Here is a 17,978-nt window from a genome sequence, read left to right on the forward strand (position 1 = left end):
ATTCAGCTTAATTGAATGATTGGCTGACCTTGGCCAGGTAGAACCACTCCGCATTCGCCTTCGCGTTCACATCCGGGAACAGCATATAGGCGTCATACGGCGCCAGAACGGCCGTGCCGTCGGCGCGGCGGCCGATCTCGTCGCCCTGTTTCACGCGGTCGAAGCTGGACCAGGTACGGCTGAACTTGTCGTCCGCATTCAGCTTGTCATGCACTTCCATCATGCTCAGGTATTCCATTTCATCGACCGGCACCGGCTGCGGCTTCGGCGCATCGATCAGGCCGAAGTGGGCCAGCACATTCATGATGGCGCGGTAGGCCACTTCCGGTGCCTGCGGATCGGCGTGCTGGCCGCATTCCAGGGTCAGCGCCATGCCGCCGGTCGAGCGCATGAATTCGGTGGTGCCGACGCCGTACTTCAGCACTGTCTGCAGTTCGCTGTCATTGCGCAGGCGGCGCTGCACGCCGGCGCCGTAGGTTGCCAGCCAGCCGTCCACAAAGCGCTTCACGCCCAGGATGCGCGCCATCGCGCGTTCCTCCACTTCATGCTTGAAGGGCTGCAAGTCGCCGTCGTTATTGCGCGGGCCGACCATCACAAAGGGCTGGCTTTGTGCGTTGAAGGAGTGCAGGTCGAGCAGGATTTCGTGCTGGGCGAGCAGGGGGCAAAGCCAGTTGGCGATGCGGTCTTCGAAGTCTTGCGGATTTTCGTTCGGGAACAGGTTGCGGTTCAGGTTGCGCTCGCCGGAACGCTCGCCCTTGGCATAGGCCAACGGATTGGTGATCGGCACGAAGGTCACGCTGCCGTTCAGGATTTTCAGCTCGCCTTTGTCGAGTTGCTCCATCACGCGCAGAATGCCCTTGGTGCCGCAGGTTTCGTTGCCGTGCACGGCGCCGGTGATGATCACGCGGCGGCCCTTGCCCTGGCCGGTGTAATTGACAGATTTGAAATGCAGTTCGCTCGCTACAGTCATGCTTTTCCTTCTGGGTCGATAAGTGCCCGGTATTCTAGCGCAGGTACAATGCGCCCATGAGCCAATCTTCATCCCGCATCCACGGACTTGACACGCTGCGTGCCGCCGCCATCGCCCTGGTCTTCTGCAATCACTACATGAGCTTTGTGTCGCACGACGCCACTTTCGGCTGGGCGAGCGAAATCGGCTGGGCGGGCGTGGACCTGTTTTTCGCCCTGTCCGGCTACCTGATCGGCAATCAGATTTTCGCAGGCTTGCGCGATGGCGGCTTTTCGCTGGCGCGCTTTTATGCGCGCCGTTTGCTGCGCACGCTGCCCAGCTATTACGTGGTGCTCGCCTTGTATGCGTTCTGGCCGCTGTGGGCCGGCACCTCAAATCCCGCGCCGTGGTGGAAGTACTGGACCTTTACGCTGAACTTCGACCTGATTCCCGGCACACTGTTCTCGCACGCCTGGTCACTGTGCGTGGAAGAGCAGTTCTATATGGTGCTGCCGGCTGTGGCCTTGGCGGTCGCGCTGCTGCGGCGTTGGGAGCGGCGTGCGCTCGCCGTCGGCTGGACCCTGCTGGCTGTGTCGCTGGTGGCGGCGATGGCGTGGCGCGCACATATATGGACCCCGAACATGGACGTCGGCCCGCGGGGCACGGGCATCTTCTATACGCTGATCTACTACTCCACGCTGTGCCGCTTCGATGAGCTGCTGTTCGGCGTGGCGCTGGCCATGCTGAAGAACTTCCATCCGTCCGCCTGGCAGCGCGCGACCTCGCGTGGCAACTGGACGCTGGCCGCCGGTGCGGTGCTGACCGTGACTGCTTTCGCGCTCTTCATCCGCGACCATTACGGCTTCGGCATGACCGTGTTCGGCTATCCACTGCTGGGCCTTGCCTTCAGCCTGCTGCTGGTGGCGGGCATGAGTCCTCGCGGTCTGCTGGCCCGCACGCGCATTCCGGGCGCCGAGTCCATTGCGCTGTGGTCTTACGCGATCTACCTGACCCATAAGCAGCTGTGTATCATCCTCGCCAACAAGCTGGCCTGGAATTGGGACATCGGGCCAGAAGAGCCGCTCGGCATGGCGCTGCTGATCGCTGCGTCGGTGGCAGTGGGCTTTCTGCTTTACCTTGTCGTCGAAACGCCGTTTATGAAGCTGAGGCCTGCGCGCAGCGCGCTAGCCGCTCATTTCGATCACGCCGAAAGGCGACTGCATATCAGCCAGGAAGGCGAGGAGGGCGCGTACGCGGACCGGCAGCTCAAGGTCGCGGGTGGACGCAATCGCGGCGCGCAGACCGGCTGAGGCTTCGTGGATGTCCGGGCTGTCGTAAGCCTTCAGCAGCAGCGCTGCCAGCTGGCCCGCCTCTCGCTCATGATTCAGCCGCAGACGCTGTTCGATCAGTCCGAACATCACGCGCTGCATGGCGGGCGTGGGGTTGTTGATATAGCCGAAGACTTGCGGCGTATTGGTGATGGCGTCACAGATGCGGCGCTCGATGTCGTCGGGTTTGACGTCGGAAGCGATGTCGAAGTAAGCCTTGTTCCAGCGCGTGCGCGCGTACACGTGGCCGGCGGGGAAGGATTCGGCGGTGCTCAGGCCGAGCATGTCGCTCAGCTTCGAAAGCAGGTGGAGGAGGGGATTGCTCATGTCCGCATTTTAGCGGAAACAGCCCTGGGGCCGGGGGAGCGGCTCCAGGTGCTGCGGTAAATCTTTGTGCCGCGTGGGCGGCGGATCAATGATCCGCCCTACGACGCGTCCCCGGCCCGTCAGGGCTGTAGGGCGGATCATTGATCCGCCGTGCATCCTGAGCCGCGGCGGCTTACTGGCCCGCGGCCGCGCCGTGTGCTTCTTCGCCCAGCTGGCCAGCCCGGAAATCATTCACAGCCTGGAAAATCTCCTCCTGCGAATTCATCACGAACGGGCCGTACTGCACGATCGGCTCATTCAGCGGCTTGCCGGCGATGAGGATGAAGCGGCTCGCTTCGCCCGCGGTGACGGTCACGCCATCCGAACCTGCTGTATTGGCCAGGATCGCCATGCTGCGCGCCGGCACAGCCTTGTCGCCCACCTTCACTTCACCGCGATAGGTGTAGATGAAGGCATTGTGGCCCGCCGGCAGTAGCTGGCTGAAGGACGCGCCAGCCGGCAGTTCCACGTCGATGTACAGCGGCTCGGTGACTTCGCGCTGCACCGCGCCCGCCACACCGTGGCTGGAGCCTGCAATCACGCGCACCTTCGCGCCGGCATCGGTCTCGAAGGACGGGATCTCGCCGGCCTGGAAATCCTTGTACCAGGGCTTGCGCATCTTGTCCTTGGCCGGAAGGTTCAGCCACAGCTGGAAGCCTTCCATCAAGCCCGCTTCCTGCTCCGGCATTTCGGAGTGGATCACGCCGCGTCCCGCCGTCATCCATTGCACGCCGCCATTGGTCAGCAAGCCCTCGTTGCCGGCGCTGTCGCGGTGGCGCATGCGGCCGGTCAGCATATAGGTGACCGTTTCAAAACCGCGGTGGGGGTGGTCGGGGAAGCCGGCGATGTAATCGTTGGCTTCATCCGAACCGAAATTGTCCAGCATCAGGAAGGGGTCGAGGCGGCGCTGGAGCGGCTGGGTCAGGACGCGATTGATCTTCACGCCTGCGCCGTCCATCACGGCCTGGCCGTGGATGATGCGTTCCACGCCGCGGACCGTTCCGATTTTTTCGCTAGTGATACCCATAGCCGTACTCCTTTCTAACTTTCCGATTAAGCAGCGATGGCTGCGATCTGGTCGTTGGCCGATGCCTGGGCCTTGGCGACCATCTCGGCGCCCATGCCATGGCCTTCCGAGAACACGTACTGCACATCTTCACCCAGGCCGACGAATTTCAGGAACATGTCCAGGTGCATCAGTTGGGTGTCGGTCGGCGAATCCTTGTGCAGGCCGCCACGCGACAGGGCTACATATACTTTCTTGCCGGTCAGCAGGCCGACCGGACCGGTCGGACCGTACTTGAAGGTCACGCCGGCGCGGGCAATCGCGTCGAACCAGGACTTCAGCTGCACAGTCACGCCGAAGTTGTAGGTCGGGGCGCCGATCACCACAATGTCCGCTGCCTGCACTTGAGCGATCAGGGCGTCGTCCAGTGCCACGCGGGCGGCTTGTTCGGGGGTGCGCTGGTCAGCAGGAGTGAACAGGGCGCCCAGGGCAGCTTCGTCCAGCACAGGGTGTGGATCGGAAGCCAGGTCGCGACGGGTCACGCTTACATCATTGCGGCCGTCGACCAGTTTGGTCACGATCGCGTCAGCGATACGGGTGGATTCGGCACCTTGGCTGCGAGCGCTGGAGTTGATTTGCAGAATGTTCATGATGTGCTCCTTAATTTGGTTGAGTGCTGCGTCGATGTACGTACTTTAGCAATTCCAAAAACGATGCGGAAGACGTTAAAATGGACATCATTTATCCATTGGTGGAACAATCATGAGCGAACTGGACCCCGGCGACCTGCTGCTATTTGCCCGTATCGTCGAGTGCGGCAGCCTTACCCAGGCAGCAGAGCGCCTGCAATTGCCGAAATCGACAGTGTCGCGCCGGCTGACCCTGCTGGAAGGTCGCCTCGGCGAGCGCCTGCTGCAGCGAACCACCCGCAAGCTGGTGCTGACGGAGTTTGGCGAGAGCCTGCTGGAACACGCCCGCAAGGTGGCGGAAGAGACGGAAGCGGCTGCCGCACTCGCCCAGCACCGGCAGCAGGCGCCAAACGGGCTGCTGCGGGTATCGATGCCCGCCGACTTCGCCAATACGCACCTGAGCCGCCTGCTGCCGGATTTCCTGAAGAAATATCCCGCCATTGCCATCGACCTGGACTTGTCGCCGCGCCGGGTAGACCTGGTGGCGGAAGGGTTCGATGTGGCGATCCGCATGGGCGCGCTGCCGGACGATGCCTCGCTGGCGGCCCGTCCCGTGGTGCTCAGCACCTGGGGGCTGTTTGCCTCCCCGCGCTATACGGGCCTGCACGGCTTGCCCGAACATCCGGACGACCTGTTCCGCTACGACTTGCTGAGCTTGCCACGCGCCATCAATGGCCTGGCGCGCTGGAAGCTCACGCGCGGGAAAAATGTCTGGGAGCGCGATGTGCCGATCAAGACCCGCGCCAACTCGCCGGAACTGCTGACCAAGCTGGCCACGGCGGCTCTGGGCATCGCCACCTGCACCGACGAATTCGCGGCGCCGCACGTGAAAAAAGGGGAGCTGGTGCGCATCCTGCCGGACTGGAGCTTCCCTCAGAGCACCGGCTGGGCGGTTTTCCCCGGCCGCCGCCTGATGCCGGCGAAAACGCGGGCGTTTCTGGATATGCTCGAGGAGAATTTCAAGGCAGGCAACGCTAAGATTTGAGCGGGACGACGATGACGATAGGCTGCGGCGCCGGCGCGGGCTGTGCCGCTGGCGCAACCGGCGCCGTGCGCGGCACGGCATTGTTCATCAGGAAGGCAATGATCGTGACGAAAATCATCAGCGTGGACGCAGCAATGGCGGCTGACCATTTGACGGTCTGTCCGATCGTCTGGTGAAGTTCGGCCTTGAGCTCCTGGGTGCGCTGGTCAATGTGCGCATTCATCGCGTCGAAGCGCGCGTCGAAGGATTGCTTCATGGCGTCGAGGCTCGCGTCGAAGGACTGCTTCATCGAATCGAGCTTCCCGTCGAAGTACTCTTTATCGCTGGTGGTCATGGGCGGCCTCCCGGACTACCAGTTTACTACGCGTGGCGCGCGGCGGCGCCCCGGTGTGAAGCAGGCTTGATTCGGATCAGGCCTTGAGGTTGGCCATGGACTCGCCGAGGCGGACCGGGCCGGCAGGCTGCCAATCGGGGTTGAAGGCGAGGGTGTTTTCGGGGAAGAGCATCACGACCGTGGAGCCGAGCAGGAAGCGGCCGAGTTCCTCGCCTTTCTTGAGCACGATGTTCTGGTCTGCATACGTCCACTCGCAGATGGATGGCTGGCGCGGCGGGTTCACCACGCCGTGCCACACGGTCGCCATGCTGCCGACAATCGTGGCGCCAACAAGCGTCATCACAAAGGGGCCATTGGCGGTGTCAAACACGCAGACCACGCGCTCATTGCGCGCGAACAGGCCCGGGATGCCGCGCGCCGTGGTCGGGTTCACGGAGAACAGGTCGCCTGGAACATAGATCATGCGCGTCAGCTTGCCGTCGCAGGGCATGTGAATGCGGTGATAATCGCGCGGGCTCAGATAGAGATTGGCGAAATGGCCGTGACGGAATTTATCGGCCAGCGACTTGTCGCCGCCCACGAGGGCCGTGGTGGTGAACTTGTGGCCCTTGGCCTGGAAAATCTGGTCATCCTCGATATCGCCGAACTGGGAAATGCGGCCGTCCACCGGGCAGATAAAGTCCGCCTTCGCCAGCGGACGCGCACCCGGCTTCAGCGCGCGGGTAAAGAATTCATTAAAGCTGTGATAGCTGGCGATATCAGGATTCGCCGCCTCGTCCATATTCACATCGTACTTGGCCACAAACCAGCGGATCAGGCGCGTGGTCATGGCGCCGCCCTTGGCGCCGGCTACGCGGCCCGCGAAATTGGTCAGTGCGCCTTTGGGCAGCAGGTATTGAGGCAGTACGGCAAGACGGGACACGGTTCTGACATTCCATTCAATATTGATCTGCGCATTATAAGCCTCGCGCCCGGAATGGTAAAAATAATATCCTGCAGGCAATCCGGGCGCGTCGGCTACCCTCAGCGGGCCGTTAATTCGCGCACCAGTTCGCTCCCCAGCACTTCGCGCATCGTGCCGCGGTCGGCATATTCCTTCTCCTGGTTCGCGAAACTGCCCATGACCTTGGACGATACGGCATCCGCCTCGTCGCTGCGGTCCAGCGCCGCCATATTCGGATAGGTCACAGTCAGGATCAGGTCTGCTTCATGCTGATTCTTCGGCGTCGCCGCGTAAATGCGGTGGTCGACGATCAGTCCGGCTTTCTTCTGGGCTTCCATCAGGCTTTTATACGGGCCCAGCAGCCAGCGCATGTACTCGTCAAAGTGGCCGGGTTTAGTGCGGATGAAGGAAACGGAAGTGACCGTCCCTTCCTTGTACGGCCGTTTTTCCTGCGCTACCGCGGTGGAGCAAACTGCCAATCCCAGAACAATTGCGGCAATGGTTTTCATTGTAAGCCTCCCTGTTTTGGATGCCGGCACATGCCGACCTGACGAGGCTGCTCCCTTCGCAAGGGAAAGTCAACGTGATAATGCGGGGAATATTATGTCCTGATCAACTGGCAGGTATTAGATTAAAAGCACGACTGTGCAAGCGTGTGGCGCATTTTAATTATTGTTGTTAAATTAAGTGGATTAAATCGCTAAAGCTATGGTACATTGGCGACATTGAATTCTCACACATTGTCACACTAGTTTTTGACCCAACTTAGGATAGAGAGATGACGACCTACCAGGAATACCAGGCGAAGATCGCCGAGCTCCAGAATCTGGCGGAAAACGCGCGCAAGACCGAAATCAACAAGGCCAAGGAACAGATCCTTACCATCATGCGCGAATTTAATCTGACGATCGCCGACCTGGGTCCCGCGGCCAAGAGCGGCAAACCGGTGAAGCCGCGCGCTCCGGTGCCGATGAAATACCGCGACCCTGTGAGCGGCCAGAGCTGGACCGGCCGTGGCCGTGCTCCGAAATGGCTGGAAGGCAAGAAGAAAGAAGACTTCCTGATTAAAGAAGCGTAATTAGCCTGCAACGGCGGGTTTAAAAGTCCGGTTTCGGCCGGATTATCTCCGCCGTTTTCCTTAAATATGCCAATGGCTTATTCCCGCGCCGCCGCGGCGGTTCTTGTATTGCTGTCGGCGGCCGCGCAAGCGGCAGCGCCCCGTTCCGTACTGATAATTCCGGAGAAAGTCTGGACCGGTGAAGGCCAGGCGCATGCCGGCTGGTCGGTATTGGTCGCTGATGGCAAAATCCAACAGGTCGGACCGATATCAGCGCACCCGCGGACGCCGAGCGCATCAATTTGCCGGGTAAAACTCTGATTCCCGGCCTGATGGACTTGCATTCGCATGTCCTGTTGCATCCATATAACGAAACCAGCTGGGACGACCAGGTCTTGAAAGAGCCCGTGGAATACCGCGTGCTGCTCGCGAGCCGCCATGCGAGCGCCCAGTTGCAATCCGGTTTCACCACGCTGCGCGATCTCGGTTCCGAAGGCGCCGGTTATGCGGACGTGGCGATAAAACGCGCTATCGATGAAGGCGTGATTCCCGGTCCGCGCCTTTTTGTGGCCACGCGCGCCATCGTCGCCAGCAGCAGTTATGGCCCGAACGTCAAGGCTTATCGTCCGGATATGGAATTGCCCGGCGGCGCCCAGGAAGCGACCGGCGTCGACGAAGTGGTAAAGGCCGTGCGCGAGCAATCCTCGCGCGGCGCGGACTGGATCAAGGTTTACGCCGATTACCGCACCGGCCCGGATAACAGTTCCCATGCTACTTTCACGCAGGAGGAGCTGAATGCCCTGGTGCGCGCCGCCCATGAATCCGGCCGCAAAGTCGCATCCCACGCCAGCACGGACGAAGGCATGCGCCGTTCCATCCTGGCCGGCGCCGACACCATCGAGCATGGTTATGGCGGTTCGGAAGCGACCTTCAGGCTGATGGCCGAGCGCAAGGTGGCGTATTTCCCGACCTTGACCGCACCGGAAGCAAGCAGCGAATACTTCCAGAAATATGTACGCGGCGGCGCGCCCACGCCGTCCATGCAGGCGGCAGCGCGCGCCTTCCAGCTGGCGCGCAAGCAGGGCGTGACGATAGGCCTGGGCAGCGACGTTGGCGTCTTCGCCCACGGCAGCAGCGCGCGCGAAGCCGAGTGGATGGTCAGGCTGGGCATGACGCCGCAGGAAGCCCTGCGCGCCGCCACCGTCGTCAATGCGGCTGTGTTGGACCGTGCTGCCACACTGGGGCAGGTGAAGCCAGGCTACCTGGCGGACCTGGTAGCAGTGGAGGGCGACCCCACTGCCGACATCACCACGCTGTACAAGGTTTCCTTCGTGATGAAGGGCGGCGCTGTCGTCCGCCAGCCCTAGTTTCACGGCAGGCGCCCCGGATTCGTGCGATGATGAGACATGGCCGCGATTCCCTTATTCCCGCTGAACACCGTTCTTTTCCCGGACGGCTGCCTGTCGCTTCAGATTTTCGAAGTCCGCTACCTCGATATGGTGAAGCGCTGCATCGAGCATGACGAGCAGTTCGGCGTCGTCGCCCTGGTGCAGGGCGAGGAAGTGCGCAAGCCGGGTGGGCATGAAACGCTGTCTGCCATCGGCACCATGGCGCGCATTGACGAATGGAAGGCGCCCATGCCCGGCTTGATGCACATCAGCTGCGTGGGCGCGCGGCGCTTTCACATCACCAGCGCCGAATTGCTGAAACATGGCTTGTGGATGGGCGATGTGACCGATATTCCCCCCGACCTGCAAATGCCCATTCCCGTCGACCAGCAAGTGGTGGCGGATATGCTGGGCTCCCTGATCCGCTCCCTGCAGGAACGCGGCATCCACGGCAACCAGATGCCCATGCGTCCACCGTACCGCCTCGACGACGCGGGCTGGGTCGCGAACCGCTGGTGCGAACTCCTGCGCATCAACCTGGCCCAGAAACAACTGCTCCTCAGCCAGGAGAACCCGTTGCTGCGCCTGGAACTGGTGCAGGATGTCCTCGCCGACCACGGCCTGCTGAACTGAGCTGGCCCCATCCCGCGTGCCGGCGCTGGCCCTACACGGGCCGGCGGCGCCGCGGTTACACTTGGCGGATCCAGTCCCGGAGCCGCCCATGTACCTGCCACCCGCATTCGCCGAAGACCGTCTCGAAGTCAAGCACGGCCTGATTCACACCTACCCGCTGGGCACCCTGATCGTGCAGACGGAGGAGGGGCCTACGGCCGACCTGATTCCCTTCCTGCTCTATCCGGACGAGGGTGAGCACGGCGTGCTGCGTGCCCATGTGGCGCGTGCCAATCCCGTGTGGAAGGCGCTGGGCGAGGGGGCTCCGGTGCTGGTCGTGTTCCAGGGGCCGGAAGCCTACATCACGCCGAACTGGTATGAGGTGAAGCGCACCACGGGCAAGGCCGTGCCGACCTGGAACTACGCGATGGTGCAGGTGCGCGGCACGGCGCGTGCGGTGGAAGATGGGGCCTGGCTGCGCCGCCTGCTGGACGACCTGACGCAAGCGCACGAGCGCAGGATGCCGCAGCCGTGGGCAGTCAGCGATGCGCCGGCTGAATATATCGCCACCATGATGCGTGCGATTGTCGGCATTGAACTGCCCATCGCGTCCATCAAGGGCAAATGGAAAGTGAGCCAGAACCGCGAAATGGCGGACCGCGCCAGCATTGCCGCCGGCCTGCGCGAGCGCGAAGCTGCGGACATGGCGGCGCTGGTCGAAGAGCGCATCAGGCCGGGCTGATTTCTTCTTCCTGGGCGTGCACGTGGACCGACCACACCACGCCCGCAATCAGCAGCACAATCGCCGCAATCTCCAGTGGGCGCGGGAACTGGTGCTTGTAGATGAAGCCATAGAGCAGGGCAAACAGCGTTTCGAACAGAATCAACTGGCCGGACAGCGTGACCGGGACACGGCGGCTGGCGATATTCCACAAGTGGTTGCCGATCACGGATGCGCCCAGCGCAATCACGCCATTGCAGATCCAGAACAGACCCCAGTCGCGGCCCGATGCGGCGCCCGCCGCGCCGGTGACCTGGTCGTGGAACAACGCAAAGGCCACAGCACCAATCAGCAGCGCGATCACGCCGGTTGAAAGGCCGTACAGTGCCGACCATTCGCCGCTGGTGTAGTGGGGATTGCGTTTCAGGTAGCGCGCGTTGTCCAGTGTGTACCAGCTCCAGCAGAGCAGGGCGCCGGTAGCGCACAGCAGGCCGGTCAGGGTGCGCAGCAGCGGCTGTCCCGCCGCCTGGGCGTGCTGGAACACGTCGACGTTGATGCAGGTGATGCCGGCGGCGACCACCAGCAGCGGCAGCGCAAGCTGGCGCAAGGGCACGGCGCCATGGTCATTGCGGCCCATCAGCGTGACGGCGATGGGCAGCACACCGATGATCAGCGATGTCGGCGCCACGCCGGCGAATTTCACGCCCAGCGCGAGCAGCATGTAATAGATGATGTTTCCGCTTAGTGCATGGCGCAGCAGCGCTGCATAGTCGCTGCGTTCAAGCCGGGACAGCAGATTGCCCAGCTTGGGCAGCATCAGGCCGAAAGCGATGGCGCCATACGCCACATAGCGCCCCACAGCCATTTCGACTGGGCTGAATGCGGAGAGCAGCTCCGGCACAATGAACACCATCCCCCACATTGCGCCCGCCAGCAGGCCGCACAGCACACCATTCCACATGCAAGATTTCCCGAGTTAAACCTGCGACAGTTTCTCACAGCTTGCGCTATCGTGGGGCAAACGATGATTGACGGAGGTGCATGATGGACCAGGCAATCAGCGATGCACTGCGCGATGAAGCGCGGCCAATTGAAACGGATGAGGACATGGCATGGCTGCTGGACTATATCGGCGATGCCTCGATCGTGCTGCTGGGCGAAGCCACGCACGGCACGCGCGAGTTCTATCGAATGCGGGCTGAGATCAGCCGCCGGCTGATCGTGGAAAAGGGCTTTGACGCGATCGCCGTCGAAGCCGACTGGCCGGATGCGCTGCGCGTCAGCAGCTTTGTGCAGCATGGCGGCGATGACATGACGGCAGACCAGGCGCTGTCCGGCTTCAAGCGCTTCCCGCAATGGATGTGGCGCAATCAGGAGGTCGTGGACCTGATCAACTGGCTGCGCCAGCACAATGCCCACGTGGCCAGCGCCGCGCGCCGTGTCGGTTTTTACGGGCTTGATCTCTACAGCCTGCAGCAATCGATGCATGCGGTGATCGCGTATCTCGATACCGTGGACCCTGAAGCGGCGGCTCGCGCCCGTCAGCGCTATTCCTGCATCGACCACTTTGCGGAAGACCCGCAGCGCTATGGGTACGCGATTTCGTTCGGCATGCGTCCCCACTGCGAGGAAGAAGTGATGCGGCAGCTGATGGAGATGACGCGCAAGGCGGCCGCTCATCTTGAGAATGGCGGCGGCGTGGTGCCGGATGAACTGTTCTACGCCCAGCAGAATGCGCGCGTCACGCGCAATGCGGAGACGTATTACCGGTCCATGTTCCAGGGACGGGACGAATCATGGAATGTGCGCGATTCGCACATGGCGGAAACGCTGCAGGCGCTGCGCGAGCACATCGCCCAGCGCACGGGACGTCCGGCGCGCGTGGTGGTGTGGGCGCACAACTCGCACCTGGGCGATGCGCGGCATACGGAAATGGGGCAGCATGGTCAGCTGAATCTGGGCCAGCTGGTGCGGGAACGCTATCGTCCCGAGGATGTGTTCCTGCTTGGCTTTACCACGCATACCGGCACGGTGACGGCGGCTACGGACTGGGACGGTCCGGCGGAGCTGAAGCACATCGTACCTTCGCGCAGCGACAGCGTGGAGCATGTGCTGCACGAGACTGGGGTAGACCGGTTCTTGCTGCCGGTGCGCGGCGGCGTGAGCCGCTTGTCGCGGCTGGGCGCGCGCTTCCTGGAGCGGGCGATTGGGGTGATCTACCGGCCGGATACGGAGCGCATGAGCCACTACTTCTATGCCGACGCCGCGCGCCAGTTCGACGCCATTATCCACATCGACCGCAGCACGGCCTTGCAGCCGCTGGAGCGGTCGGCGTTGTGGAGGCATGAGGAGGCGCCGGAGACGTATCCGTCGGGATTGTAACGGTCCGCGAGCACGGCGGATCAATGATCCGCCCTACAGCCCTTCGGGCCAACCCCGGTCATCGGATTTCGTCGCCAACGTTCCGCCCGACTCGCGCCGTCGGATGTTGGCCGCCGGCGTTCGACCCAAATGCGTGGCGAAACGGTTTGGCCCGCAGGGCTGTAGGGCGGGTCATTGACCCGCCGCGAGCAGAAGCAAAGCCAGATTAAGTAATACGGTCACCCAGAATTTGGCAAGGAACGAGCCCTTGACCGTCTTATGCCGAAACACCTGCTGCGCCACCAGCCCGCCCGGCCAGCCGCCGACAAGCCCCAGCAGCAGCAGGGTGCGCTCGGGAGTGCGCGCGGCGCCGCGTTCGGCCGCGCGCTTATCCAATCCATAGGCGACAAAGCACAGCAGGCTGGCCGCTGCATAGAGCGCCAGTACGGCGAGCATCAGAAGTAGCTCAGCCCCAGTGCCGCCTTCACCTCGTCGCAAGTCTGCGCCGCCACTTCGCGTGCGCGGGCGGTGCCTTCCTTCAGCACCTGCATGATGTAGCCCTTGTCCTTGGCCAGTTCCTCGCGGCGGGTGCGGATCGGTTCCAGCAGCTCCTGAAGCACGGCTTCCAGGCGCTTCTTGACGACGCTGTCGCCCAGGCCGCCGCGTACATAGTGGTCCTTCATCTCCTGCAGCGAAGCCTTGTCGTTGTCGAAAGCGTCGAGATAGAGGAAGGCGACGTTGCCCTCCAGGTGGCCCGGATCGGACACTTTCAGGTGCAGCGGATCGGTATACACCATCTTCACCGCCGCGCGAACTTCGTCGGCGGTCGCGCCCAGGTTGATCACATTGCCCAGCGATTTCGACATCTTTGCCTTGCCGTCGATGCCCGGCAGGCGTCCCACTTCCGGCACCACGGCCTTGCACTCGACCAGGATCTCTTTATTGGCCAGGCGGTTGAACTTGCGCACAATCTCGTTGGTCTGCTCGATCATCGGGATCTGGTCTTCGCCCACCGGCACGATGGAAGCCTTGAAGGCGGAGATATCGGCCGCCTGCGATGCCGGGTAGGTGAGGAAACCGGCCGGAATATCGCGCTCGAAGCCGCGCAGCACGATTTCCTGCTTGACGGTCGGGTTGCGTTCCAGGCGGGCCACGGTGACCAGGTTCAGGTAGTAGAAGGTCAGCTCGGCCAGCTCCGGGATCTGCGACTGGATCAGGATCGTGGACTTGGCCGGGTCGATGCCGCAAGCCAGGTAGTCCAGCGCCACTTCCACCACATTGCGGTGCACCTTGTTGGTGTCGTCCATATTGTCGGTCAGCGCCTGGGAGTCGGCCAGCATGATGAACTGCTTGTATTCGTGCTGGTAGGCGACGCGGTTGCGCAGGCTGCCGACAAAATGGCCGAGGTGCAGCGGACCGGTCGGACGGTCGCCGGTCAGGATCACGGCTGGGGAGGTGCTTGGTGCTGGCTGGCTCATAGGGTTCCTTTGCTTGCCCCTATCGAGATGCGCCATGAAAAACGCCACCCGACAGAGGCGGCGTTGATATAGAAATCACATCACTTTTCAGTGGCCGCGCTATGTCAGCGGCGCCACCAATTCAGAACAGGGCAATGTGATTGGAAAAATTTCATCTCGCAATAGTTACAGTTTGGGCGCGATGTGTCAAGTCGGCGGCGCCGGCCAGGATGCGTCCCGGCGGATCGGGGAGATGAATCAAGTTTAGTCGTGCGGCGTAGGGCGGATCATTGATCCGCCGTCTCACCGCAGCCGTTAGCGCCTGTTCGGATCATTCGGCCGTTCGTCATACCGGTTCGGCACGCCATCGTTGTCGCGGTCGCGGTCATAACGGTTCGGGATACCGTCGCGGTCGCGGTCGCCGCGCGCCCAGGTGCCGCGCGAGAATTCCCAGCGGCCATTACTTTCCCGCCAGGCCGGCTCGCGCCAGTAATAGCCGTGGCGCGCGCGCACATACTTACCGTGCGACCACACATAACGGTTGCCGTTCCAGCGCCAGTAGCCCGGCGTCCAGACATAGCCATGTCGCGAGGCCGGAACCACCTCATCGCGCGGAGCCGGCGGGGCGGTGCGCACCACCAGTACATCAGCCGCGCTGGCGACGACCGGAAGGGCCATTGCACCAAAAGTGGAAGCCGCCATGGCGGCAATGAGCAGTTTCTTCATGATGTTCTCCTCCTCAGAGTTCATGTACCGCCAGTATGGCCAGTTGAGCCTGACTCCTCTGTGCGCACACTCTCTTACCGTGCGGCATGTCTTTTCCAGTAAGATTGCACTTTTTGCTGGCTTGGAGAAATAGATGCGTGCCCGGTTTGCCCTGCTGTCCACCCTTCTGATGTCCACCGCCTTTGCGCAATCGACGCCGCCGATGGCCGCCGATATCGGTCCGTCCTTCGAAGCCCCGAAAGAGGCCGACGATTACATCAAGCGCACCGTGATGATCCCGATGCGCGACGGCGTGAAGCTGAACACCGTGATCGTGATCCCGAAAGGCGCGCGCAAGGCGCCGATCATCCTGACCCGCACGCCCTATAACGCCAACGGCCGCGCCCAGCGCAATCTCAGCCCGCACATGCAGTCGCTGCTGCCGCAGGGCGACGAAGTCTTTGTCGATGAGGGCTATATCCGTGTATTCCAGGATGTGCGCGGCAAGTACGGCTCGGAGGGCGACTATGTGATGACCCGCCCGGTGCGCGGTCCGCTGAACAATACCAAGATCGATCACGGCACCGATGCCTGGGATACGATCGACTGGCTGGTCAAGAACGTGCCGGAAACGAACGGCAAGGTCGGCATGATCGGCTCGTCCTATGAAGGCTTTACCGTGCTGATGGCCCTGACCGATCCGCACCCGGCGCTGAAGGCCGCCGTGCCGATGAGCGCCATGGTCGATGGCTGGCGCGGCGATGACTGGTTCCACAACGGGGCCTTCCGCGTCAATACGCTGGACTATATCGCCGGCCAGACCACGGCGCGCGGCCGCGGCGAAGCGCTGGCCACCGGCGTCTATGACGATTATGAGGGCGTGCTGCGCGGCGGTTCGGTGTCCGATATCGCCAAACGCTATGGCCTGGACAAGCTGAATTTCACGAAGAAGCTGTTCGAACACCCGGCCTACGACAGCTACTGGCAGGAACAGGCGCTGGACCGCATCCTCGCCAAGCGCAAGCTGTCGGTGCCGACCATGCATGTTGTGGGCCAATGGGACCAGGAAGACATCTACGGCACCTACAAGACCTACGCCGAGTTGGAAAAGCAGGACAGTGCGAACAAGCTGAATTACCTGGTGGTCGGCCCCTGGCGCCACAGCGGGGTCAATTACGACGGCTACAACCTGGGACCGATCAAGTTCACCGGCGATACGGCGCTGGAATTCCGCCGCGACGTGATGCAGCCTTTCCTCGACCAGTACCTGAAGGATGGCGCGCCGGTTGCCGATACTCCGCCCGTGCTGTTCTACCAGACCGGCAGCAACCACTGGGAACGCCTGGCACAATGGCCGCTGTCCTGCGACAAGGGCTGCCCATCGGCTGGAAAGAGCGCCTACCTGCAGGATGGCTTCAAGCTGTCCTTCGACGCGCCGAAAGGTGAAGCCTTCGATGAATACGTGGCCGATCCCGCCAAGCCGGTGCCATTCCTGCCGCGTCCCGTGCGCATGGGCGACGGCAATGTGTGGAAGCCCTGGCTGGTGCATGACCAGCGTTTCGTGGCCGATCGTCCCGATGTGCTGAGCTATGTGAGCGAGCCGCTGAAGGCGCCGCTGGTGTTGTCCGGCGCGCCGCAGGTGAAGCTGTTCGCGTCCACCAGCGGCACTGACGCCGACTGGGTGGTAAAGGTGATCGACGTGTATCCGGACGAAGTGCCGTCGCAGCCGGAGCTGGGCGGCTATCAGCTGCCGCTGTCCATGGATATCCTGCGCGGCCGCTACCGCCAGAGCTTCGAGAAGCCGTCGCCAATCCCGGCCGGCCAGGTGGAGCAGTACAGCTTTGCGCTGCCGAACATTAACCATGTGATCCAGCCGGGCCACCGCGTGATGGTGCAGATCCAGTCGTCCTGGTTCCCGCTGTACGACCGCAATCCGCAGACCTATGTGCCGAACATCTTCTACGCGAAGGCGGCCGACTACAGGAAGGCGACCCAGCGCGTCTACCGCGGCGGCATCCACAGCAGCGCGATCGAGCTGCCGGTCGTGAGCGCTACTGGTAAGTGACGTAGGCGGCTTCCGGTTCCGGTTCCTGTCCGAGGAGGGTGCGCATCTGGCGCGCTTCCTCGACCGGCGTGCGGCCGAAGAAGCGCTTGAATTCGCGGCTGAACTGGGAGCTGCTCTCATAGCCCACGCGGCTGGAAGCGGCGGCCGCGCTCAGGCCATTCTGCGCCATCAGCAGGCGCGCCTTGTGCAGGCGCGTCGATTTCAGGTACTGGATCGGCGACGTCATCGTCACCGCCTTGAAACCGGCGTGGAAGGCGGCCATGCTCATGCCGGCTTCGTTGGCCAGCTGCGCCACGTCGATCTGCTGATTGAAATCGTTGTGGATGCGGCGCAGCGCCTTGCCGATCTTGCCGAACTGGCTGTGGTGGGTCAGCGCCGAGCGCAGCGCGCCGCCCAGGGGGCTGGTCAGCACATAATAAATAATCTCGCGCACGATGCCCGGTCCCAGCAGGCGGGCTTCCACCGGCGACACCATCGCTTCCAGCAGGCGCAGCACGGCGCCGGACATCTTGTCGTCCATCGGCGCGGACACGAAGCCCTGCGACGGGCTGGCGATCGGCACATTCGCTTCGTCCAGCGCCATCGCCACTTCGGCTGTGGTCTGCAGGTCGATCGAGATCTTCAGGCCGAGCAGCGGCTCGGCGGCGCTGGCTTCCGTTTCGGCCTCGAAGGGCAGGGGCACGGCCATCACGAGGAATTGCTGGGCGTCGTAAAAGAAGGCGCGCTCGCCGATATAGCAACGCTTGCACCCTTGGACCAGGATCGAAATGCTCGGCTCATACAGCACCGGGCGGCGCGTGCTGGGGCAACTGGCGCGCATGAATTTCAGGCCGCCCAGGGCGCAGTGATTGATGCCGTCGTTCGGCGCCAGCTGACTGACCAGTTGCACGATGCGTGCATGGCGGGCGTTGTGTGCTGCATTGTCCATTTCCGGCTTCCTCATAGTTTCAGGCAGTTATTTTGCCTCTGAATTGCGGACTTTTGTCGGGCTTTGGAGGATTAGGCAATGATC

At 62.5% G+C, this 17,978-nt stretch carries 19 protein-coding genes and 1 pseudogene; 8 read left to right on the plus strand and 12 right to left on the minus strand.

Annotated features, from left to right (window positions below; genetic code table 11):
• Nucleotides 1–7: 7 nt before the first annotated feature.
• Complete coding sequence (locus ACHMW6_RS14115; protein ID WP_395407718.1) at nt 8–970, minus strand: succinylglutamate desuccinylase/aspartoacylase family protein; 963 nt, start codon at nt 968–970, stop codon at nt 8–10.
• Nucleotides 971–1,026: 56 nt separating this feature from the next.
• Between ACHMW6_RS14115 and ACHMW6_RS14120 the strand changes: the two are divergent.
• A pseudogene (locus ACHMW6_RS14120) lies at nt 1,027–2,073 on the plus strand (acyltransferase family protein); the annotation flags it as partial.
• Nucleotides 2,074–2,133: 60 nt separating this feature from the next.
• Here ACHMW6_RS14120 and ACHMW6_RS14125 read toward each other — a convergent pair.
• From ACHMW6_RS14125 to ACHMW6_RS14135, 3 genes are all read right to left on the minus strand, one after another.
• A complete protein-coding gene (locus tag ACHMW6_RS14125) occupies nt 2,134–2,604 on the minus strand; it encodes a hypothetical protein (RefSeq protein ID WP_395407720.1) in 471 nt (156 codons plus the stop codon).
• A 172-nt stretch (nt 2,605–2,776) separates the two neighbouring features.
• Nucleotides 2,777–3,670: a pirin family protein gene (locus tag ACHMW6_RS14130; protein ID WP_395407721.1), complete on the minus strand. Its 894-nt coding sequence runs from the start codon at nt 3,668–3,670 to the stop codon at nt 2,777–2,779.
• Nucleotides 3,671–3,696: 26 nt separating this feature from the next.
• Nucleotides 3,697–4,299: an FMN-dependent NADH-azoreductase gene (locus ACHMW6_RS14135; RefSeq protein WP_395407722.1), complete on the minus strand. Its 603-nt coding sequence runs from the start codon at nt 4,297–4,299 to the stop codon at nt 3,697–3,699.
• 112 nt (nt 4,300–4,411) lie between these two features.
• On the opposite strand from ACHMW6_RS14135, the gene ACHMW6_RS14140 reads away from it, so the two are divergent.
• Entirely contained in the window at nt 4,412–5,323 is a 912-nt protein-coding gene (locus ACHMW6_RS14140) for a LysR family transcriptional regulator (RefSeq protein WP_395407723.1), read from the plus strand.
• On the opposite strand, the gene ACHMW6_RS14145 is transcribed toward ACHMW6_RS14140, so the two are convergent.
• From ACHMW6_RS14145 to ACHMW6_RS14155, 3 genes are all read right to left on the minus strand, one after another.
• Nucleotides 5,313–5,657 carry a hypothetical protein gene (locus tag ACHMW6_RS14145; protein WP_395407724.1) on the minus strand — a complete coding sequence of 115 codons (345 nt, stop codon included), beginning with the start codon at nt 5,655–5,657 and terminating at the stop codon, nt 5,313–5,315. The genes ACHMW6_RS14140 and ACHMW6_RS14145 overlap by 11 nt on opposite strands.
• Nucleotides 5,658–5,733: 76 nt before the next feature.
• Nucleotides 5,734–6,561: an archaetidylserine decarboxylase gene (gene asd, locus ACHMW6_RS14150; protein ID WP_395408612.1), complete on the minus strand. Its 828-nt coding sequence runs from the start codon at nt 6,559–6,561 to the stop codon at nt 5,734–5,736.
• 119 nt (nt 6,562–6,680) lie between these two features.
• Nucleotides 6,681–7,109 carry a hypothetical protein gene (locus ACHMW6_RS14155; protein WP_395407725.1) on the minus strand — a complete coding sequence of 143 codons (429 nt, stop codon included), beginning with the start codon at nt 7,107–7,109 and terminating at the stop codon, nt 6,681–6,683.
• A 269-nt stretch (nt 7,110–7,378) separates the two neighbouring features.
• On the opposite strand from ACHMW6_RS14155, the gene ACHMW6_RS14160 reads away from it, so the two are divergent.
• The 4 genes from ACHMW6_RS14160 (at nt 7,379) to ACHMW6_RS14175 (ending at nt 10,399) form a co-directional block, all read left to right on the plus strand.
• On the plus strand, nt 7,379–7,678 hold the full coding sequence (locus ACHMW6_RS14160; RefSeq protein ID WP_395407726.1) for an H-NS family nucleoid-associated regulatory protein: 300 nt from the start codon (nt 7,379–7,381) through the stop codon (nt 7,676–7,678).
• Nucleotides 7,679–7,959: 281 nt separating this feature from the next.
• Complete coding sequence (locus ACHMW6_RS14165; RefSeq protein WP_395407727.1) at nt 7,960–9,024, plus strand: amidohydrolase family protein; 1,065 nt, start codon at nt 7,960–7,962, stop codon at nt 9,022–9,024.
• A 39-nt stretch (nt 9,025–9,063) separates the two neighbouring features.
• Entirely contained in the window at nt 9,064–9,678 is a 615-nt protein-coding gene (locus tag ACHMW6_RS14170; RefSeq protein WP_395407728.1) for an LON peptidase substrate-binding domain-containing protein, read from the plus strand.
• Between the two features lie 88 nt (nt 9,679–9,766).
• The gene (locus tag ACHMW6_RS14175) at nt 9,767–10,399 is read left to right on the plus strand and encodes an FMN-binding negative transcriptional regulator (protein WP_395407729.1); all 633 of its coding nucleotides are present in this window, start codon (nt 9,767–9,769) and stop codon (nt 10,397–10,399) included.
• Here the strand turns inward: ACHMW6_RS14175 and ACHMW6_RS14180 are convergent.
• Nucleotides 10,386–11,339 (minus strand): DMT family transporter, encoded by a 954-nt coding sequence (locus tag ACHMW6_RS14180; protein WP_395407730.1) that lies wholly within the window; start codon nt 11,337–11,339, stop codon nt 10,386–10,388. The two genes, ACHMW6_RS14175 and ACHMW6_RS14180, sit on opposite strands and share 14 nt — an antisense overlap.
• Nucleotides 11,340–11,419: 80 nt before the next feature.
• Here ACHMW6_RS14180 and ACHMW6_RS14185 point away from each other — a divergent pair, with 80 nt between their 5' ends.
• Nucleotides 11,420–12,760, plus strand: coding sequence for an erythromycin esterase family protein (locus ACHMW6_RS14185; RefSeq protein WP_395407731.1), 1,341 nt, complete (start codon nt 11,420–11,422; stop codon nt 12,758–12,760).
• A gap of 171 nt (nt 12,761–12,931) precedes the next feature.
• Here the strand turns inward: ACHMW6_RS14185 and ACHMW6_RS14190 are convergent, their stop codons facing one another.
• The 3 genes from ACHMW6_RS14190 to ACHMW6_RS14200 all read right to left on the minus strand — a co-directional run bounded on the left by ACHMW6_RS14190 (nt 12,932) and on the right by ACHMW6_RS14200 (nt 14,922).
• Nucleotides 12,932–13,195 (minus strand): DUF1294 domain-containing protein, encoded by a 264-nt coding sequence (locus tag ACHMW6_RS14190; RefSeq protein WP_395407732.1) that lies wholly within the window; start codon nt 13,193–13,195, stop codon nt 12,932–12,934.
• Nucleotides 13,195–14,217 carry a tryptophan--tRNA ligase gene (gene trpS / locus ACHMW6_RS14195; protein WP_395407733.1) on the minus strand — a complete coding sequence of 341 codons (1,023 nt, stop codon included), beginning with the start codon at nt 14,215–14,217 and terminating at the stop codon, nt 13,195–13,197. The genes ACHMW6_RS14190 and trpS overlap by 1 nt, the downstream gene beginning before the upstream one ends.
• Before the next feature lie 294 nt (nt 14,218–14,511).
• Nucleotides 14,512–14,922, minus strand: coding sequence for a hypothetical protein (locus tag ACHMW6_RS14200; protein WP_395407734.1), 411 nt, complete (start codon nt 14,920–14,922; stop codon nt 14,512–14,514).
• Between the two features lie 133 nt (nt 14,923–15,055).
• Between ACHMW6_RS14200 and ACHMW6_RS14205 the strand changes: the two genes are divergently transcribed.
• Nucleotides 15,056–16,966: a CocE/NonD family hydrolase gene (locus tag ACHMW6_RS14205; RefSeq protein WP_395407735.1), complete on the plus strand. Its 1,911-nt coding sequence runs from the start codon at nt 15,056–15,058 to the stop codon at nt 16,964–16,966.
• On the opposite strand, the gene ACHMW6_RS14210 is transcribed toward ACHMW6_RS14205, so the two are convergent.
• A complete protein-coding gene (locus ACHMW6_RS14210) occupies nt 16,953–17,894 on the minus strand; it encodes an AraC family transcriptional regulator N-terminal domain-containing protein (RefSeq protein ID WP_395407736.1) in 942 nt (313 codons plus the stop codon). The two genes, ACHMW6_RS14205 and ACHMW6_RS14210, sit on opposite strands and share 14 nt — an antisense overlap.
• Nucleotides 17,895–17,978: the final 84 nt, after the last annotated feature.

Origin of the sequence: Pseudoduganella sp. UC29_106 (assembly GCF_044055365.1) — a bacterium.
Lineage (GTDB): Bacteria > Pseudomonadota > Gammaproteobacteria > Burkholderiales > Burkholderiaceae_D > Rugamonas.

Excerpts from the sequence above, each read along its gene's own strand:
- ACHMW6_RS14115 (WP_395407718.1), bottom strand. The coding sequence starts at position 970 with ATGACTGTAGCGAGCGAACTGCATTTCAAATCTGTCAATTACACCGGC.
- ACHMW6_RS14125 (WP_395407720.1), bottom strand. The coding sequence starts at position 2,604 with ATGAGCAATCCCCTCCTCCACCTGCTTTCGAAGCTGAGCGACATGCTC.
- ACHMW6_RS14130 (WP_395407721.1), bottom strand. The coding sequence starts at position 3,670 with ATGGGTATCACTAGCGAAAAAATCGGAACGGTCCGCGGCGTGGAACGC.
- ACHMW6_RS14135 (WP_395407722.1), bottom strand. The coding sequence starts at position 4,299 with ATGAACATTCTGCAAATCAACTCCAGCGCTCGCAGCCAAGGTGCCGAA.
- ACHMW6_RS14140 (WP_395407723.1), top strand. The coding sequence starts at position 4,412 with ATGAGCGAACTGGACCCCGGCGACCTGCTGCTATTTGCCCGTATCGTC.
- ACHMW6_RS14145 (WP_395407724.1), bottom strand. The coding sequence starts at position 5,657 with ATGACCACCAGCGATAAAGAGTACTTCGACGGGAAGCTCGATTCGATG.
- ACHMW6_RS14155 (WP_395407725.1), bottom strand. The coding sequence starts at position 7,109 with ATGAAAACCATTGCCGCAATTGTTCTGGGATTGGCAGTTTGCTCCACC.
- ACHMW6_RS14160 (WP_395407726.1), top strand. The coding sequence starts at position 7,379 with ATGACGACCTACCAGGAATACCAGGCGAAGATCGCCGAGCTCCAGAAT.
- ACHMW6_RS14170 (WP_395407728.1), top strand. The coding sequence starts at position 9,064 with ATGGCCGCGATTCCCTTATTCCCGCTGAACACCGTTCTTTTCCCGGAC.
- ACHMW6_RS14175 (WP_395407729.1), top strand. The coding sequence starts at position 9,767 with ATGTACCTGCCACCCGCATTCGCCGAAGACCGTCTCGAAGTCAAGCAC.
- ACHMW6_RS14180 (WP_395407730.1), bottom strand. The coding sequence starts at position 11,339 with ATGTGGAATGGTGTGCTGTGCGGCCTGCTGGCGGGCGCAATGTGGGGG.
- ACHMW6_RS14185 (WP_395407731.1), top strand. The coding sequence starts at position 11,420 with ATGATGGACCAGGCAATCAGCGATGCACTGCGCGATGAAGCGCGGCCA.
- ACHMW6_RS14190 (WP_395407732.1), bottom strand. The coding sequence starts at position 13,195 with ATGCTCGCCGTACTGGCGCTCTATGCAGCGGCCAGCCTGCTGTGCTTT.
- trpS (WP_395407733.1), bottom strand. The coding sequence starts at position 14,217 with ATGAGCCAGCCAGCACCAAGCACCTCCCCAGCCGTGATCCTGACCGGC.
- ACHMW6_RS14200 (WP_395407734.1), bottom strand. The coding sequence starts at position 14,922 with ATGAAGAAACTGCTCATTGCCGCCATGGCGGCTTCCACTTTTGGTGCA.
- ACHMW6_RS14205 (WP_395407735.1), top strand. The coding sequence starts at position 15,056 with ATGCGTGCCCGGTTTGCCCTGCTGTCCACCCTTCTGATGTCCACCGCC.
- ACHMW6_RS14210 (WP_395407736.1), bottom strand. The coding sequence starts at position 17,894 with ATGGACAATGCAGCACACAACGCCCGCCATGCACGCATCGTGCAACTG.